Raw genomic sequence first — 14,244 nt, forward strand, 5'->3', positions numbered from 1 at the left:
CTCGGCTTCGGCACCTTCGGCCAGACGACCTACTCGCCGAACAAGGCGCGCTTCATCCTCACGCTGACGAAGACGCTGTAATCCATACAACAACGAGGTGCGGCCCAAGCTGCCGCGCCATTCCATTTCCATCCGAAGGAGAAAACTCATGAAGCTGGTCACAGCCATCATCAAACCGTTCAAGCTCGATGAGGTGCGCGAAGCACTGTCGGCCATCGGCGTGCAGGGGATTACCGTCACTGAGGTCAAGGGCTTCGGTCGCCAGAAGGGGCACACCGAGCTCTACCGCGGCGCGGAGTACGTGGTCGACTTCCTGCCCAAGGTCAAGATCGAAGCGGCCGTCTCCGACGACCTGGTCGATCGCGTGATCGAGGCTGTCGAAGGCGCGGCACGCACCGGCAAGATCGGCGACGGCAAGATTTTTGTCTACAACCTCGAACAAGTCGTGCGCATCCGCACCGGCGAAACGGGCCGCGAAGCCCTCTGATCGAGTCCAGGCCCGAAAGAACAACGATTATGAAAAAACTGCTTGTCTCTCTTGCGCTCGGCTTGAGCGTGTTGGCTGCCGGTACTGCCGGCTTCGCGCAAACTCCCGCTGCGGCCACGGCCGAAGCACCGGCCGCGTCGGCATCGGCCCCCGCTGCCGCGCCTGCAGCCGCAGCAGCTCCGGCCGCTGCCGCCGACGCAGCTCCCGCGGCGCCCGCCGCCGCACCCGCTCCGAAGATCGACTCCGGCGACACCGCCTGGATGCTGACTTCGACGCTTCTCGTGATCCTGATGACCATTCCCGGCCTCGCGCTGTTCTACGGTGGCCTGGGCCGCTCGAAGAACATGCTGTCGGTGCTGATGCAGGTCTTCGTGATCTTCTCGCTGATCAGCATCCTGTGGGCCATCTACGGCTACAGCCTGGCCTTCTCCGGTGACGGTAACTTCTTCGGAGGATTCGACAAGATCTTCATGAAGGGCATCACGCAGGAGACCTTCGGCGCGCTGACCACGATTCCCGAATACGTGTTCGTCGCCTTCCAGGGCACTTTCGCGGCCATCACCGTGGCGCTGATCGTCGGCGCGTTCGCAGAGCGTGCCAAGTTCTCGGCCGTGCTGCTGTTCTCGGTGCTGTGGTTCACCTTCAGCTACGTGCCAATTGCCCACATCGTGTGGGGCGGCGGCCTGCTGGGCAAGGACGGCGCACTCGACTTCGCTGGCGGCACCGTGGTGCACATCAACGCCGGTGTGGCCGGCCTGGTCGGCGCCTACATGGTCGGCAAGCGCGTCGGCTACGGCAAGGAAGCGTTCACGCCTCACTCGCTCACGCTCACCATGGTAGGCGCTTCGCTGCTGTGGGTCGGCTGGTTCGGCTTCAACGCCGGCTCGGCTGGTGCTGCCAACGCCGTCGCCGGCCTGGCCTTCATCAACACGGTGCTCGCCACCGCTGCCGCAGCCCTGTCGTGGATCCTGGGTGAAAGCCTGCACAAGGGCAAGGCCTCGATGCTGGGCGCTGCGTCCGGTGCCGTTGCCGGCCTCGTGGCTGTCACGCCTGCCGCCGGTTTCATCGGCCCGATGGGTTCGATCGTGCTGGGCCTGCTGGCCGGCCTGATCTGCCTGTGGGGCGTGGGCGGCCTGAAGCGCATGCTCGGTGCCGACGATGCGTTCGACGTGTTCGGCGTGCACGGCGTGGGCGGTATCCTGGGCGCCATCCTGACCGGCGTGTTCGCGGCCAAGGGCCTCGGCGGCACCGGCGGCGCAACGCCCGACACCTTCGCGATGGGCGCACAGGTCTGGATCCAGATCAAGAGCGTGGCGCTCACCGTCGTGTGGTCCGGCGTGGTTGCCTTCATCGCCTACAAGATCGCCGACCTGACCCTCGGCCTGCGTGTGTCGGAAGAGGAAGAGCGCGAAGGCCTCGACATCTCGTCGCACGGCGAAACGGCTTACAACCGCTGATCTGCTCTGGCCGGGTTGCCTTCGGGCAGCCCCGCCACTGAAACGACCACCACCACCTTTTACAAGAACAATTCTTCGTAACGAGTTTTTCAAGCGAGGTCTCCTTTGGATGTTCAGCCCGCAAGCGCTCCGGCGCCAGCGGGCTTTTTTTTGCCCTTTGCCGCGATGGCCGGGGGCACAATCGCGACACCATGTGGACCTCCCTCGAAGACAGCCTCTGCGAACTCGGCGAGTCGCCGTTCTGGCATCCCCAGGAGCGCTCGCTCTATTGGCTCGACATTCCCGGCCGCGCCGTGCTGCGCACCCGCGGCGACATCGGCTCCGCCAATGCCAGGGTCGAGCGATGGCCGCTGTCCACCGAGCCCGGCTGCATGGCGCCCGCGCGCAGTGGCGGCCTCGTGATTGCGCTGCGCGACGGCATCTACCGCGCGCGCGAGTGGGGCGGCGAACTGGTCGCGATGGCGCGCGTGGAGCACGACGTGCGCACCATGCGCTTCAACGACGGCAAGTGCGACGCGCTGGGCCGCTTCTGGGGCGGTTCGCTCAACGAAGCCAAGGACCGCGCCAATGCCGCGCTCTATTGCTTCGATGCACGCCCCGACACCGGCGTCTCGCCCACGCTGACGCAGATGGCCAACGAGTCCACCACCGCCAACGGCCTCGCCTTCTCGCCCGATGCCCGCACCCTCTACTGGGCCGACACCGCCGCGCACGTGGTGTGCGCGTGGGACTGGGACGCCGAGGGCAACTCGCTCTCGCACGCCCGCGTGTTCCACCAGTTCGACGCCAAGCCAGAAGGCTGGACGCCCGAAGCACCGATGGGCTACCAAGGCCGCCCCGACGGCGCCACCATCGACGCGCAAGGCCACTACTGGGTTGCCATGTTCGAAGGCGCGCAGCTGCTGCGCTTTGCACCTTCGGGCGAAATCGTGGCTTCCGTTCCCGTCCCCGTGCAATGCCCGACCATGCCCTGCTTCGGCGGCGACGACCTGAAGACGTTGTTCGTCACCAGCGGCCGCAAGGGTCGGCCTGTCGCCGAGATCGAGCGACTTCCCGCCTCGGGCACGGTGATTTCCATGCGGGTCGATACGCCTGGGTTGCCGGTCAGCTTCTTCGAGGACCAGGGTGGGTTGTGACGTGGCTTGTTCAGGGCGCGCGATCACGCCGACGGGGGACATTCGCGCAGGAGAGTACCCGGTGTCATTCGCACGCGCCCTGAACAAAAGCACAAGAACCGCATGGCCCTGCAACACATCCCACCCATCCAGTGCCTGCTGACCTTCGAGGCAGTGGCCCGGCTGCGCCACGCGGGCCGCGCAGCCGATGAGTTGTGCGTCACGCCCAGTGCGGTGAGCCACCGCATCCGGCAGCTCGAATCGCACATCGGCTTCAAGCTCTTCGGCCGCAGCGACTTCAGCCTCACGGCCGACGGTGCAGCCTACCTCGCGAACGTGCGCACGGGGCTTGCTGCGCTGCAGGCCACGCCGCTCGGCGCCAACGCAGCCCAACGCGCCACGCGCCTGCGCATCGCCGTCACGCCGACCTTCAGCCGCCAATTCCTCATGCCGAGGCTGGAGCTGTTCCGCAACATCTATCCAGACATCGAACTGGTGCTGCAGGTGTCGATCCCGCTGCTCGACGTCACGGCCGAGCAGGCTGACCTCGAAGTGCGCTACGGCCCCGGCGGGTACGCCGACTGCGAGCACCGGCTCCTGCTCGAGGAGCAGGTCGTGCCCGCCTGCAGCCCGAGCTATCTCAACGAGTTCGGCCCCTTCACCGGTTTTCGCACTGCGGCGGAGATTGCCAGCGCACGGCTGATCCGCAGCCCGCTCGAACCCTGGGGCACCTGGTTCGCGAGCTGCGGGCTCGACCAGCCCGAGCCGAACATCGGCTCGCAGTTCAACGACCTGGGGCTTGTGTACGACGCCGCGGCCAGCGGCTTTGGCGTGGCGCTGGTACGGCAGAAGATGGGCGCGGCGTGGTTCGAATCGGGTCGGCTGGTGGCGCTGTCCGACCAGGCTGTGCTGTCGCCGCACCGGCACTACATCTGCTGGCAGCCGGGCACGCTCGAGCGCTGGGAATGCGCGGCCTTTGCCGACTGGCTCGAACAGAGCCTGCGCTGAACCCGCGAAGTTCTTTCAAGCGCCCGGCAAAAATCCATCAACCCGGGCCTGCCGCAATGTCCGTAGAGTGCGGGTAGAACCGAGACATCCCGCGAGCAGAAGAAAAGAGGTCGCCGCATGAACGCGCCGCTCACCCCCACGCAAAACGATTCGCTACAGAAAACAGAGCACCAGTCCCAGGTGGTGCGAGCGCTGCAGGCTCATCTGCCGGCCCACGCCCTGATCTGGCACGCAGAAGACACCACCCCCTACGAGTGCGACGGCCTCACCGCCTACCGCGCCCGCCCGCTCGTGGTGGCCCTGCCCGAAACCGAGGCGCAGGTGGCCGCCGTGCTCAAGACCTGCCATCAGCTCGGCGTGCCCGTGGTGGCGCGTGGCGCGGGCACCGGGCTCTCGGGCGGCGCCATGCCGCACACCATGGGCGTGACCATGTCGCTTGCCAAGTTCAACCGCATCCTGAAGATCGACCCGGTCAGCCGCACGGCCATCGTGCAGTGCGGCGTGCGCAACCTCGCCATCAGCGAGGCGGCCGCGCCCTTCAACCTCTACTACGCGCCCGATCCGTCGAGCCAGATCGCCTGCACCATCGGCGGCAACGTGGCCGAGAACTCGGGCGGCGTGCACTGCCTGAAGTACGGCCTGACGCTGCACAACGTGCTGCGCGTGCGTGGCTTCACCGCCGAAGGCGAGCCCATCGAATTCGGCGGCGAGGCGCTCGACGCGCCGGGGCTCGACCTGCTCGCGCTCGTCATCGGCAGCGAAGGCATGCTGGCCGTGACCACCGAAGTCACCGTCAAGCTCGTGCCCAAGCCGCAGCTCGCGCGCTGCATCATGGCCAGCTTCGACGACGTGCGCAAAGCCGGTGACGCAGTGGCCGCGGTGATCGCGGCCGGCATCATTCCCGCGGGCCTGGAGATGATGGACAAGCCCATGACCGCCGCCGTCGAAGACTTCGTGCGCGCCGGCTACGACCTCGATGCCGCCGCCATCCTGCTGTGCGAATCCGATGGCACGCCCGAGGAAGTGGAAGAAGAAATCGGCCGCATGACCGGCGTGCTGCGTGGCTGCGGCGCGACCGCCATCGCGGTGAGCAACAACGAAGAAGAGCGCATGAAGTTCTGGAGCGGTCGCAAGAACGCGTTTCCCGCCTCGGGCCGCATCAGCCCCGACTACATGTGCCTCGACTCGACCATTCCGCGCAAGCGCCTGGCCGACATCCTGCTGGCCATCCAGGAGATGGAGAAGAAATACAACCTGCGCTGCTGCAACGTGTTCCACGCGGGTGACGGCAACCTGCATCCGCTGGTGCTGTTCGACGCCAACGACCCCGACGAGCTGCACCGCTGCGAGCTGTTCGGCGCCGACATCCTGGAGACCAGCGTCGCGATGGGCGGCACCGTGTCGGGCGAGCATGGCGTGGGCGTGGAAAAGCTCAACAGCATGTGCGTGCAGTTCACCGCCGCGGAGAACGAGCAGATGTTCGGCGTCAAGCGCGCCTTCGATCCCGAGGGCATGCTGAACCCCGGCAAGGTGATTCCCACGCTGCAGCGCTGCGCCGAGTACGGCAAGCAGGTCGTGCGTGGGGGCAAGCTGCAGCATCCGGATCTGCCAAGGTTCTGATGACGATGGACAACGCACTCCACCAGATCGTCGAGCGCATCCGCGCCGCCACTGCCGACGCCACGCCGCTGCGCATTCGCGGCGGCGGCACCAAGGATTTCTACGGGGAGACGCCGCAAGGCGAGCTGCTCGACACGCGCGCGCTCGCCGGCATCACCAGTTATGAGCCCAGCGAGCTGGTCGTCACCGCGCGCGCCGGTACGCCGCTCGCCGAGCTCGAAGCGGCGCTGGCGGAGAAGGGCCAGTGCCTGCCGTTCGAGCCGCCGTGCTTCGGCAGCAACGGCACCGTCGGTGGCATGGTCGCCGCAGGCCTCAGCGGCCCGGCGCGCGCCAGCGTCGGCGCGGTGCGCGACTACGTGCTCGGCGCCACGATCGTCAACGGCCGCGGCGAGGTGCTGACCTTCGGCGGCCAGGTGATGAAGAACGTCGCGGGCTACGACGTCTCGCGCGTGCTGGCCGGCTCGCTCGGCACGCTGGGCGTGATCGCCGAGGTGAGCCTCAAGGTGCTGCCCGTGGCGCCCGCCGAAGCCACGCTCGAGTTCGCCTGCAGCCAGACCGATGCGCTGCGGCTGCTCAACGAATGGGGCGGCCGGCCGCTGCCGCTCAACGCGAGTTGCTGGCTCGAATACGAAGGGCAGGGCACGCTCTATCTGCGTTTGCGCGGGGCGGTCGCCGCGGTGGAAGCGGCACGCACGCACCTCGGCGGCGAGCGCAAGGACAACGCGCGCGCCGCCGCCGACTGGCAATCGCTGCGCGACCAGCAACTGCCGTGGTTCGCCACGAACGAAGGCACGGATGCGCTGTGGCGCCTGTCGGTGCCGCAGACCGCGCCCATGCTCTCGCTCGACGGCGCCGCGCCGCTGATCGAATGGCACGGCGGCCAGCGCTGGTACAAGGCTGCGCCCGAACAGGCCGCGCGCATCCGCGAGATCGCACGCGCAGCGGGTGGTCATGCCACGCTGTTCCGTCTGCCCGACCTAGGCACGCAACAAGGAAGCGTCCAGCGCTTTGATGCACTGAGCGCGCCCATCGAACGCATCCAGCGCGCGCTGATGCGCGAGTTCGACCCCCACGGCATCTTCAACCGCGGCCGCCTGCTCGCGCCCACGTAAAACAAGAACCGACAGACATGCAAACCGAGCTCGCCCCCGAATTTCGCGGCACCGACGAAGGCCGCGAAGCCGAAGCCATCCTGCGCAAGTGCGTGCACTGCGGCTTCTGCACCGCCACCTGCCCGACCTACCAGCTGCTAGGTGACGAGCTGGACGGTCCGCGCGGGCGCATCTACCTCATCAAGCAGGTGCTCGAGGGCAAGGAGCCCACGCGCAGCACGCAGCTGCACCTCGACCGCTGCCTCACTTGCCGCAACTGCGAAAGCACCTGCCCGAGCGGCGTGCAGTACGGCAACCTCGTCGACATCGGCCGCAAGATCGTCGACCAGAAGGTGCCGCGCCCCGCGATGGAGTCGGCACAGCGCTGGCTGCTGAAGGAGGGCCTGTCGTCGCCGCTCTTCGGCCCCGCGATGAAGCTCGGCCAGTCGGTGCGCGGCCTGTTGCCCGAGGCGCTGAAAGCCAAGGTGCCCGCGAAGCAGGAAGCCGGCGCATGGCCCACTGCCACGCATGCACGCAAGGTGCTGATGCTCGCGGGCTGCGTGCAGCCGTCGATGATGCCCAACATCAACAGCGCCACCGCGCGTGTGCTCGACGCGGCCGGCATCCAGGCGGTGATTGCGCCGGCGGCCGGCTGCTGCGGCGCGGTGAAGTTCCACCTGAACGACCAGGACGGCGGCAAGGCGCAGATGCGCGCGAACATCGACGCGTGGTGGCCCTTGGTGGAGCGCCGTCCTGACGAAGGTGGAGTCGAAGCCATCGTCATGAACGCATCGGGCTGCGGCGTCACCGTGCGCGAGTACGGCCACATCCTGCAGCACGATGCGGCCTACGCGCTGAAGGCCGCGCGCATCAGCGAGCTCACGCGCGACCTGAGCGAGCTGCTGCCCGATCTCGTGCCCGCGCTCAAGGCCCGCGTGAAGGCGCCTGCGGGCGTGGTGGCCTATCACCCGCCGTGCACGCTGCAGCACGGCCAGAAGCTGCGCGGCGGCGTCGAGACGCACCTGCGCGCGCTCGGCTTCGACGTGCGCGTGGCAATGAACGAATCGCACCTGTGCTGCGGCTCGGCCGGCACCTACTCGGTGCTGCAGCCCGAGCTGGCCTATCCGCTGCGCGACCGCAAGCTCGGCCACCTGAAGCAGCTGCAGCCCACCACCATCGCGTCGGCCAACGTCGGCTGCATCACGCACCTGCAAAGCGGCAGCGGCGACACGCCGGTGCGGCACTGGGTCGAACTGCTGGATGCGGCGCTGTCTGACAAGGCCTGATCGCACAAGCAGGAGGGTGTTGGTCCGACTCGCGCGAAGCCGGTTCGCGGCGCATCATGGCTGCACCGAATCTGCAAGGAGCCAGTGCCATGTCCCATGTTGTCGCATCCCTTATTCCTTCCACGCTGCGGCGCGTGCTGCTGGCCTGCACCTGCGCGGCCGGTGCGGTGGCCGCGCAGGCGCAAGGCGCCATGCCGCCCTGGCAGGGCGCGGGCCCGGCGCGCTATGTGTGCGGTGGTATCGGCTCCGACGAATCGACGGCCATGCGCGCCGCCATGAAGGATCATCCGCTGGCATTGCTGTTCGCGCGTGCCGATGGCGCCTACCTGGCCAATGTCGACGTGACGATCAAGGGCGGTGACGCCAACAACGCCGCCGCACTGGCGTTCCGCGCCAGCGGCCCGGTCTGCCTGGTCGACCTGCCGAACGGGCGCTACGTGATCGATGCGGCCATGCCAGGTGAAGGCGCCAAGACCCAGAGCGTGACGGTGGGCGGGGGCTCGAAGACGGCCGACTTCAGGTTCTGAGCGGCCAGGGCAGGGCAGGGGGCTTCAGCCCGCCGCCAGCGCGGCCTCGACGTCGCGCGTGAGCGAGGCTGGCGTGTCCAGCGGCGCATAGCGCTTGAGCACGCTGCCGTCGCGCCCGATCAGGAACTTGGTGAAGTTCCACTTGATGGCCGTGCTGCCCAGCAGGCCCGGCTTTTCCTTGGTGAGCCACTGGTAGAGCGGCGCGGCGTTGCTGCCGTTCACGTCGATCTTCTCCATCATCGGGAAGCTCACGCCATAGTTCCTGGTGCAGAAGGCGCCGATTTCCTCGTTGCTGCCCGGGTCTTGCGCGCCGAACTGGTTCGAAGGAAAGCCCAGCACCGTGAGCCCCTGGTCGGCGTACTTCTCATGCAGCGCCTCCAGCCCCGCGAACTGCGGCGTGAAGCCGCATTTGCTGGCGGTGTTGACGATCAGCAGCACCTTGCCCTTGAAGGCGGAGAGCTTCACCGGCTTGCCGTCGATCTGGTTGGCCTCGAAGTCGTAGACGCTGGTCATGCTGTTGTTCCTCAGATGGGAGAAGAGGCGCGATCATCGCGCCGCGCGGGCGTTCGTGCAAACGCTGCCCAGACGGCACCCAGCACGATCAGCGCGCCGCCGGCGAGGATGCGCGGGCTCATCTCGGCCGCACCCAGCGCCACCGATGACACGCTCGCGAACAGCACCTCCGACAGCATGATCACCGAGGTTGCGGCGGCCGCGAGCCGGGCCGCGCCGTACTGCAGGCACACATTGGCGAAGACGAACGCTATGCCCAGCGGCACCGCCCAGCCGAGCCAGCCCGGCGAGGCGTGCAGTGGCGAATCGAACGCGCCGAGCGCGGTGCCGCCCAGCGCCGTGATGCCGGCCACGATGGCGCAGCCGCAGAACATTGCCAGTGCGCGCGACTCGCCCGGGGCCTGCCGCAGATGGCGCAGCGCGATGTTGGTAACGGCAAAGCCGAAGCCCGCCGCCACGCCCAGCCAGTCGGGCAGGCTCGACGGCACCGGCCAGTCGGCGCCCGGCGCCTTCAGCACCACCACCACGCCGGTCAGCGCCAGCGCCACGCGCGCGAGCGCGCCGCCGGTCGGCCGCTCACCCAGCAGCAGCCAGCCCAGCAGCACGCTCCACAGCGGCATCAGATAGAACAGCAGCACCACGCGCACCACGTCGCCCTGCGTCACGGCCCAGTTGAAACCCACGTTGGTGAAGCCGGCCGCGAAGCCCAGCACCGCCAGCATCGGAAAGGCCGCGAAGCCTTTCCACGCGTGCCGGCGCATGAGGCCCATCACCGTCGCGATGGCCAGGTAGATGAGGCAGGTGGCCCACAGCGGATGCATGCCATGGCCTGCGATCTGGCGGAAGGGAAACCACGAAACGCCCCAGACGAAGGCGTTGAAGATCAGGGCGAGCGCGGGCATGGTGGCGTTGGAAAAGGGTGGAGCGCCGGGCGCGCCGGCCGTTTCACCAACGCGGGCGCGCGATGTCAGTGATGCTTGTCGCTACGGGCGATGGCCAGCAGGTGCTCGACCTCTTCTGGATATTTCTTGAGGTTGTTCTCGTGCCAGCGCTTGATGAGCCACATGCAGCCCGCCACGACGAGGCCGAATGCGCTGATCGCGCCATAGGCCGAGAGGCCCAGCCCCGTGCACACGCTGTAGAAGCCGCCCAGCAGAAGAATGCAGGCCTGCTCGTTGAAGTTCTGCACCGCGATGGAGCGGCCCGCGCCCATCAGGTTGTGGCCGCGGTGCTGCAGCAGCGCATTCATCGGCACCACCAGGAAGCCGCCCAGGCCACCCAGCAGAATCAGGAACGGCACCGCCAGCCACACGTTGCTGATGAAGTTCATGCAGATCACCATCAGCCCCATCGCGATGCCCATGGGGATCACGCGCGTGGCCATGTCCAGCCGCATGCGCATCGAGGCGACGATGGCGCCCACGGCCGTGCCGATGGTCACCACACCCGTCAGCGCCGAGGCCTGCGTGGTGTTGTAGCCCAGCGCCAGCGAAGCCCAGGCCAGCACGATGTACTTGAGGTTGCCGCCAGCGCCCCAGAACAGCGTGGTGGTGGCCAGCGAGATCTGGCCGAGGCGGTCGCGCCACAGGCGGGCGTTGCAATGCCAGAAGTCGGGCAGCAGCGCGGCGATGTTGCGCGCCATGCCGTGCTCGGGGTTGGAGCGCAGCGGGCGCATCTCGACGCCGGTGTGCGGAATGCGCGTGTTGAACCAGGCCGCCAGCACGTAGACGAAGATCAGCACCGCGATTGCGGCCTCGGCCGGCGTGTCGATGCCGGTGTCGATGAACGGGAGATCGAAGGCCAGCAGCTTGCTGGAGATGGAATGCCCCACCAGCGTGCCGCCCAGCACGATGCCCAGCAGGATCGACGCGATGGTCAGCCCCTCGATCCAGCCGTTGGCCTTGACCAGCTGGGACGCCGGCAGCAGCTCGGTCAGGATGCCGTACTTGGCCGGCGAGTAGGCCGCAGCGCCCAGCCCCACGATCGAATAGGACAGCAGCGGGTGCGAGCCGAACAGCATCATCAGGCAGCCCACCACCTTGATGGCATTGCTGATGAACATCACCTTGCCCTTGGGCAGGGCGTCGGCAAAGGCACCCACCAGCGGCGCCAGCACCACATAGAAGACCGCGAAGATCGGCACCAGTGCCGCGCGCTGCCATTCAGGCGCGCCCGAACTTCGCATGAGATCGACGGCAACAACGAAAAGCGCTTGGTCGGCCAGCGACGAAAAGAACTGGGCCGACATGATCGTGTAGAAACCGCGCTTCATCGATGGGCTGGCTGGCCAGAGGGTCTGCTGGCGGTAGTGAAAAAGTGTCGCGTTGCGGGCGAATGGGCGGTTATAGCACGGGGGTGCGACACGGAATCCGGCGTCCCCACGGTGTTCGACCTCATTCCCGAAGATGCTAAAACGTGGTCTGCATTGTCCCCGAGTCTCTCCCGGAACCACCCATGCCGCGTCCCATACTCGCCACTGTCCACACCGACGCCCTGCGTCACAACCTCGACCGGGCGCGCCGCTCGGCCCTCGAAGCCCGCGTCTGGGCCGTCGTCAAGGCCAACGCCTATGGCCATGGCATCGAGCGGGTCTATGAGGGATTGCGCGGCGCCGACGGCTTCGCGCTGCTCGATCTGGCCGAAGCCGAGCGCGTGCGCGCCCTTGGCTGGCGCGGCCCGGTGCTGCTGCTGGAAGGCGTGTTCGACGCCCGCGACTTGGAGCTGTGCTCGCGGCTGGACCTCTGGCACACCGTGCATTGCGACGAGCAGATCGACATGCTCGCCGCCCACAAGACCCTGAAGCCGCAGCGCGTGTTCCTGAAGATGAATTCGGGCATGAACCGTCTGGGCTTCACGCCCGAGCGCTTCGGCTCCGCCTGGACCCGTCTCAATGCGCTCACGCAGGTCGACGAGATCTCGCTCATGACCCACTTCAGCGACGCCGACGGCGCGCGCGGCATCGGCCACCAGTTCGAGACCTTCGAGCGTGTCACCCGCGACCTGCCGGGCGAACGCTCCATCGCCAACAGCGCCGCCACCCTGCGCCACGCCGACCAGACGCGTGGCGACTGGGTGCGCCCCGGCATCCTGCTGTACGGCAGCGCGCCCGACTTTCCCGAACACGATTCGGCGCACTGGCAACTGCAGCCCACCATGACGCTGTCGACCCAGCTCATCTCGGTGCAGACGCTGAAGGCCGGCGACACCATCGGCTACGGCTCCAACTTCACGGCCGAGGGCCCCCTCACCATCGGCGTGGCGGCAGTCGGCTATGCCGACGGCTATCCGCGCCACTGCAACACCGGCACGCCGGTGCTGGTGAACGGCGTGCGCACCCGCATGGTCGGCCGCGTGAGCATGGACATGATCACCGTCGACCTCACGAACGTGCCCGACGCCAAGTTCGGCAGCGAGGTCACGCTGTGGGGCAAGTCGGCCAAGACGGGGGCCGTGCTCCCCATTGACGACGTCGCGCGAGCCGCGGGCACCGTCGGCTATGAACTGATGTGCGCCGTGGCGCAGCGCGTACCCTTCGCTCCCGTCGAAGGTCAATGAAGATCCTTTCCGACTGGCGCTCCGTGCGCCTGTGGGAAACGCAGGTCGAACGCGACCTGCATCGTGACTACAGCCTGCGCACGCACGGCATCCTGATCGGCACCTTCACGCTGTTGCTGATGTGGGGCGTGTCGGCGCTGCAGATGCACCTGCTGCATGTCGATTCGCTGGCGGTGCGCTACTTCCTCACGTTGGGCGTGGGGTACCTGGGCTATCTGCTGGTGCTGCGCTGGTGGGCCAGGCGGCTGGTCGAGGGGCGCAGGACGGACTTCGATGCCGATGCGCCCGACCTGGACTTCGGCAGCGGACGCGGCGGCTCCCAGAGCCACGTGAGCGTCGGCGATGCCCATGGCGGTGGTGGCGGCGGCGATGGCGGTGCCCTGTCCGACGTGGCGAGCGGTGCGCTCGAAGTCGCCGGTTCCGCGGACGAAGGCGCGATCATCGTCGTGCCGGTGGTCGCCATCTTCCTGATCTGCGTGGCCATCGTGCTCGGCGCCGGCTCGCTCGTGCTGCTGTACTTCAGCTGGGACGCTCTTCTGGCCGTGGCCATCGAAGTCGCTTTCTCGTACGTGTCGGCGCGCGCCGCGGTGCGCGTGGCGCGCGAAGGCTGGCTCATGGCCGCCGTGCGGCTCACGTGGAAGCCGCTGCTGGGCGCGGTCGCGAGCGCGGTGATCCTCGGCGCGCTGCTCGATCACTTCATGCCGCAGGTCAACTCCTTGCCCGAGGCGGTGCGCGTTCTGCTGAAGAAGCACTGAGTTCACACGGCGCGAAACACCTCAGGAAAATCGCCCGTCTTCTGTCCGTCGCGCCAAGCGAGGCCCGCGGTGTCCAACGGCCCCGGCATCAAGGACGGACGGTGCCTCAGCCTGAGCTCGTCGTCGGCGTAGAGGATGGCAAAGGCCCTGCGCTTCTCGTTGAAGTTCACGCCGGGGCCGGCATGGTGCAGCGCCCGGTAGTTGAAGACCACCACGTCGCCCGGGTCCACCTCGTAGCCCACGATGTCGAAGGCGCTGCGATTGGCTTCGATGTCCGGCAGTTCGAATTCATCGTCCAGCACCTCGATCTTGCTGCCGCTCAGCCCATAGTGCGTTTTCCAGAGGTGCGAGCCGCGCACCACCTCGATGGCGGTCTCGCGCGGCATGTGGTCGACCGGCATCCACACGCGCACGATGCGGTGGCTGTCCGCCAGTCCATAGGACGTGTCCTGGTGCCAGGGCGTCTCGGCGGCAGGGCCGCGGCCCTTGTAGAACAGCTGGTCGTAAATCCAGCGCAGCCGTCTCGTCACGGTCAGCTGCTTGGCGATCTCGCCGGCGCCTGACTCGAACACCACGCGCTGGAGCATGCCGTTCTTCATCGAAGGCATCTGGTCGATCAGCAGATAGAGCGGGTCGGCATCCACCACGGTCGCGTAGGGCGAAGGAGCGCGGCGCTGCTGCTCGATGCCGTCCTGGGCCAGCTGGATCCATTCGGGCGAGATGATCTTGCGCAGGCACACCACGCCATCCCTCAGGAACCGAAGGCGCTCGTCGATGCTTACGCTGCGAAGCAAAGGGTTGCTCATAAAGATCTCCAAGGCCTGCTTGCC

At 67.4% G+C, this 14,244-nt stretch carries 14 protein-coding genes; 10 read left to right on the forward strand and 4 right to left on the reverse strand.

Annotated features, from left to right (window positions below):
* Positions 1–148: 148 nt before the first annotated feature.
* The 8 genes from glnK (at position 149) to AC07O3_RS27145 (ending at position 8,591) form a co-directional block, all read left to right on the forward strand.
* The gene (gene glnK, locus AC07O3_RS27110) at positions 149–487 is read left to right on the forward strand and encodes a P-II family nitrogen regulator (RefSeq protein ID WP_007833403.1); all 339 of its coding nucleotides are present in this window, start codon (positions 149–151) and stop codon (positions 485–487) included.
* 29 nt (positions 488–516) lie between these two features.
* Complete coding sequence (locus tag AC07O3_RS27115; RefSeq protein ID WP_093076676.1) at positions 517–1,944, forward strand: ammonium transporter; 1,428 nt, start codon at positions 517–519, stop codon at positions 1,942–1,944.
* 191 nt (positions 1,945–2,135) lie between these two features.
* Positions 2,136–3,080 (forward strand): SMP-30/gluconolactonase/LRE family protein, encoded by a 945-nt coding sequence (locus AC07O3_RS27120; protein WP_495340759.1) that lies wholly within the window; start codon positions 2,136–2,138, stop codon positions 3,078–3,080.
* A 102-nt stretch (positions 3,081–3,182) separates the two neighbouring features.
* The gene (locus AC07O3_RS27125; RefSeq protein ID WP_093053249.1) at positions 3,183–4,067 is read left to right on the forward strand and encodes a LysR substrate-binding domain-containing protein; all 885 of its coding nucleotides are present in this window, start codon (positions 3,183–3,185) and stop codon (positions 4,065–4,067) included.
* A gap of 117 nt (positions 4,068–4,184) precedes the next feature.
* On the forward strand, positions 4,185–5,687 hold the full coding sequence (locus tag AC07O3_RS27130; RefSeq protein ID WP_495340760.1) for an FAD-linked oxidase C-terminal domain-containing protein: 1,503 nt from the start codon (positions 4,185–4,187) through the stop codon (positions 5,685–5,687).
* 5 nt (positions 5,688–5,692) lie between these two features.
* Positions 5,693–6,799, forward strand: a complete 1,107-nt coding sequence (glcE, locus tag AC07O3_RS27135; RefSeq protein ID WP_495340761.1) for a glycolate oxidase subunit GlcE — start codon at positions 5,693–5,695, stop codon at positions 6,797–6,799.
* A 17-nt stretch (positions 6,800–6,816) separates the two neighbouring features.
* On the forward strand, positions 6,817–8,064 hold the full coding sequence (gene glcF, locus AC07O3_RS27140; protein ID WP_495340762.1) for a glycolate oxidase subunit GlcF: 1,248 nt from the start codon (positions 6,817–6,819) through the stop codon (positions 8,062–8,064).
* Between the two features lie 89 nt (positions 8,065–8,153).
* Positions 8,154–8,591, forward strand: coding sequence for a hypothetical protein (locus AC07O3_RS27145; protein ID WP_093076682.1), 438 nt, complete (start codon positions 8,154–8,156; stop codon positions 8,589–8,591).
* A gap of 24 nt (positions 8,592–8,615) precedes the next feature.
* Here AC07O3_RS27145 and AC07O3_RS27150 read toward each other — a convergent pair whose 3' ends face one another.
* From AC07O3_RS27150 to lplT, 3 genes are all read right to left on the reverse strand, one after another.
* The gene (locus tag AC07O3_RS27150; protein WP_093175618.1) at positions 8,616–9,104 is read right to left on the reverse strand and encodes a glutathione peroxidase; all 489 of its coding nucleotides are present in this window, start codon (positions 9,102–9,104) and stop codon (positions 8,616–8,618) included.
* 11 nt (positions 9,105–9,115) lie between these two features.
* Positions 9,116–10,006 (reverse strand): DMT family transporter, encoded by an 891-nt coding sequence (locus AC07O3_RS27155; protein WP_097197398.1) that lies wholly within the window; start codon positions 10,004–10,006, stop codon positions 9,116–9,118.
* Between the two features lie 65 nt (positions 10,007–10,071).
* Entirely contained in the window at positions 10,072–11,376 is a 1,305-nt protein-coding gene (gene lplT / locus AC07O3_RS27160) for a lysophospholipid transporter LplT (protein WP_093175613.1), read from the reverse strand.
* Positions 11,377–11,558: 182 nt separating this feature from the next.
* Between lplT and alr the strand changes: the two genes are divergently transcribed.
* Together alr and AC07O3_RS27170 are read left to right on the forward strand one after the other, a co-directional pair.
* Entirely contained in the window at positions 11,559–12,659 is a 1,101-nt protein-coding gene (gene alr, locus AC07O3_RS27165) for an alanine racemase (protein WP_093175610.1), read from the forward strand.
* Complete coding sequence (locus AC07O3_RS27170; protein WP_495340763.1) at positions 12,656–13,414, forward strand: hypothetical protein; 759 nt, start codon at positions 12,656–12,658, stop codon at positions 13,412–13,414. Before alr ends, AC07O3_RS27170 begins: the two co-directional genes overlap by 4 nt.
* A gap of 2 nt (positions 13,415–13,416) precedes the next feature.
* On the opposite strand, the gene AC07O3_RS27175 is transcribed toward AC07O3_RS27170, so the two are convergent.
* On the reverse strand, positions 13,417–14,220 hold the full coding sequence (locus AC07O3_RS27175; RefSeq protein ID WP_495340764.1) for a phytanoyl-CoA dioxygenase family protein: 804 nt from the start codon (positions 14,218–14,220) through the stop codon (positions 13,417–13,419).
* Positions 14,221–14,244: the final 24 nt, after the last annotated feature.

This window comes from Variovorax sp. GW821-FHT09D05, from assembly GCF_059416325.1.

What these genes read in the sequence shown, in the direction of transcription:
- AC07O3_RS27150 (WP_093175618.1), bottom strand. Translation starts at nt 9,104, where the DNA reads ATGACCAGCGTCTACGACTTCGAGGCCAACCAGATCGACGGCAAGCCG.
- AC07O3_RS27155 (WP_097197398.1), bottom strand. Translation starts at nt 10,006, where the DNA reads ATGCCCGCGCTCGCCCTGATCTTCAACGCCTTCGTCTGGGGCGTTTCG.
- AC07O3_RS27120 (WP_495340759.1), top strand. Translation starts at nt 2,136, where the DNA reads ATGTGGACCTCCCTCGAAGACAGCCTCTGCGAACTCGGCGAGTCGCCG.
- AC07O3_RS27125 (WP_093053249.1), top strand. Translation starts at nt 3,183, where the DNA reads ATGGCCCTGCAACACATCCCACCCATCCAGTGCCTGCTGACCTTCGAG.
- AC07O3_RS27175 (WP_495340764.1), bottom strand. Translation starts at nt 14,220, where the DNA reads ATGAGCAACCCTTTGCTTCGCAGCGTAAGCATCGACGAGCGCCTTCGG.
- glcF (WP_495340762.1), top strand. Translation starts at nt 6,817, where the DNA reads ATGCAAACCGAGCTCGCCCCCGAATTTCGCGGCACCGACGAAGGCCGC.
- glnK (WP_007833403.1), top strand. Translation starts at nt 149, where the DNA reads ATGAAGCTGGTCACAGCCATCATCAAACCGTTCAAGCTCGATGAGGTG.
- alr (WP_093175610.1), top strand. Translation starts at nt 11,559, where the DNA reads ATGCCGCGTCCCATACTCGCCACTGTCCACACCGACGCCCTGCGTCAC.
- AC07O3_RS27145 (WP_093076682.1), top strand. Translation starts at nt 8,154, where the DNA reads ATGTCCCATGTTGTCGCATCCCTTATTCCTTCCACGCTGCGGCGCGTG.
- glcE (WP_495340761.1), top strand. Translation starts at nt 5,693, where the DNA reads ATGGACAACGCACTCCACCAGATCGTCGAGCGCATCCGCGCCGCCACT.
- AC07O3_RS27130 (WP_495340760.1), top strand. Translation starts at nt 4,185, where the DNA reads ATGAACGCGCCGCTCACCCCCACGCAAAACGATTCGCTACAGAAAACA.
- lplT (WP_093175613.1), bottom strand. Translation starts at nt 11,376, where the DNA reads ATGAAGCGCGGTTTCTACACGATCATGTCGGCCCAGTTCTTTTCGTCG.
- AC07O3_RS27115 (WP_093076676.1), top strand. Translation starts at nt 517, where the DNA reads ATGAAAAAACTGCTTGTCTCTCTTGCGCTCGGCTTGAGCGTGTTGGCT.
- AC07O3_RS27170 (WP_495340763.1), top strand. Translation starts at nt 12,656, where the DNA reads ATGAAGATCCTTTCCGACTGGCGCTCCGTGCGCCTGTGGGAAACGCAG.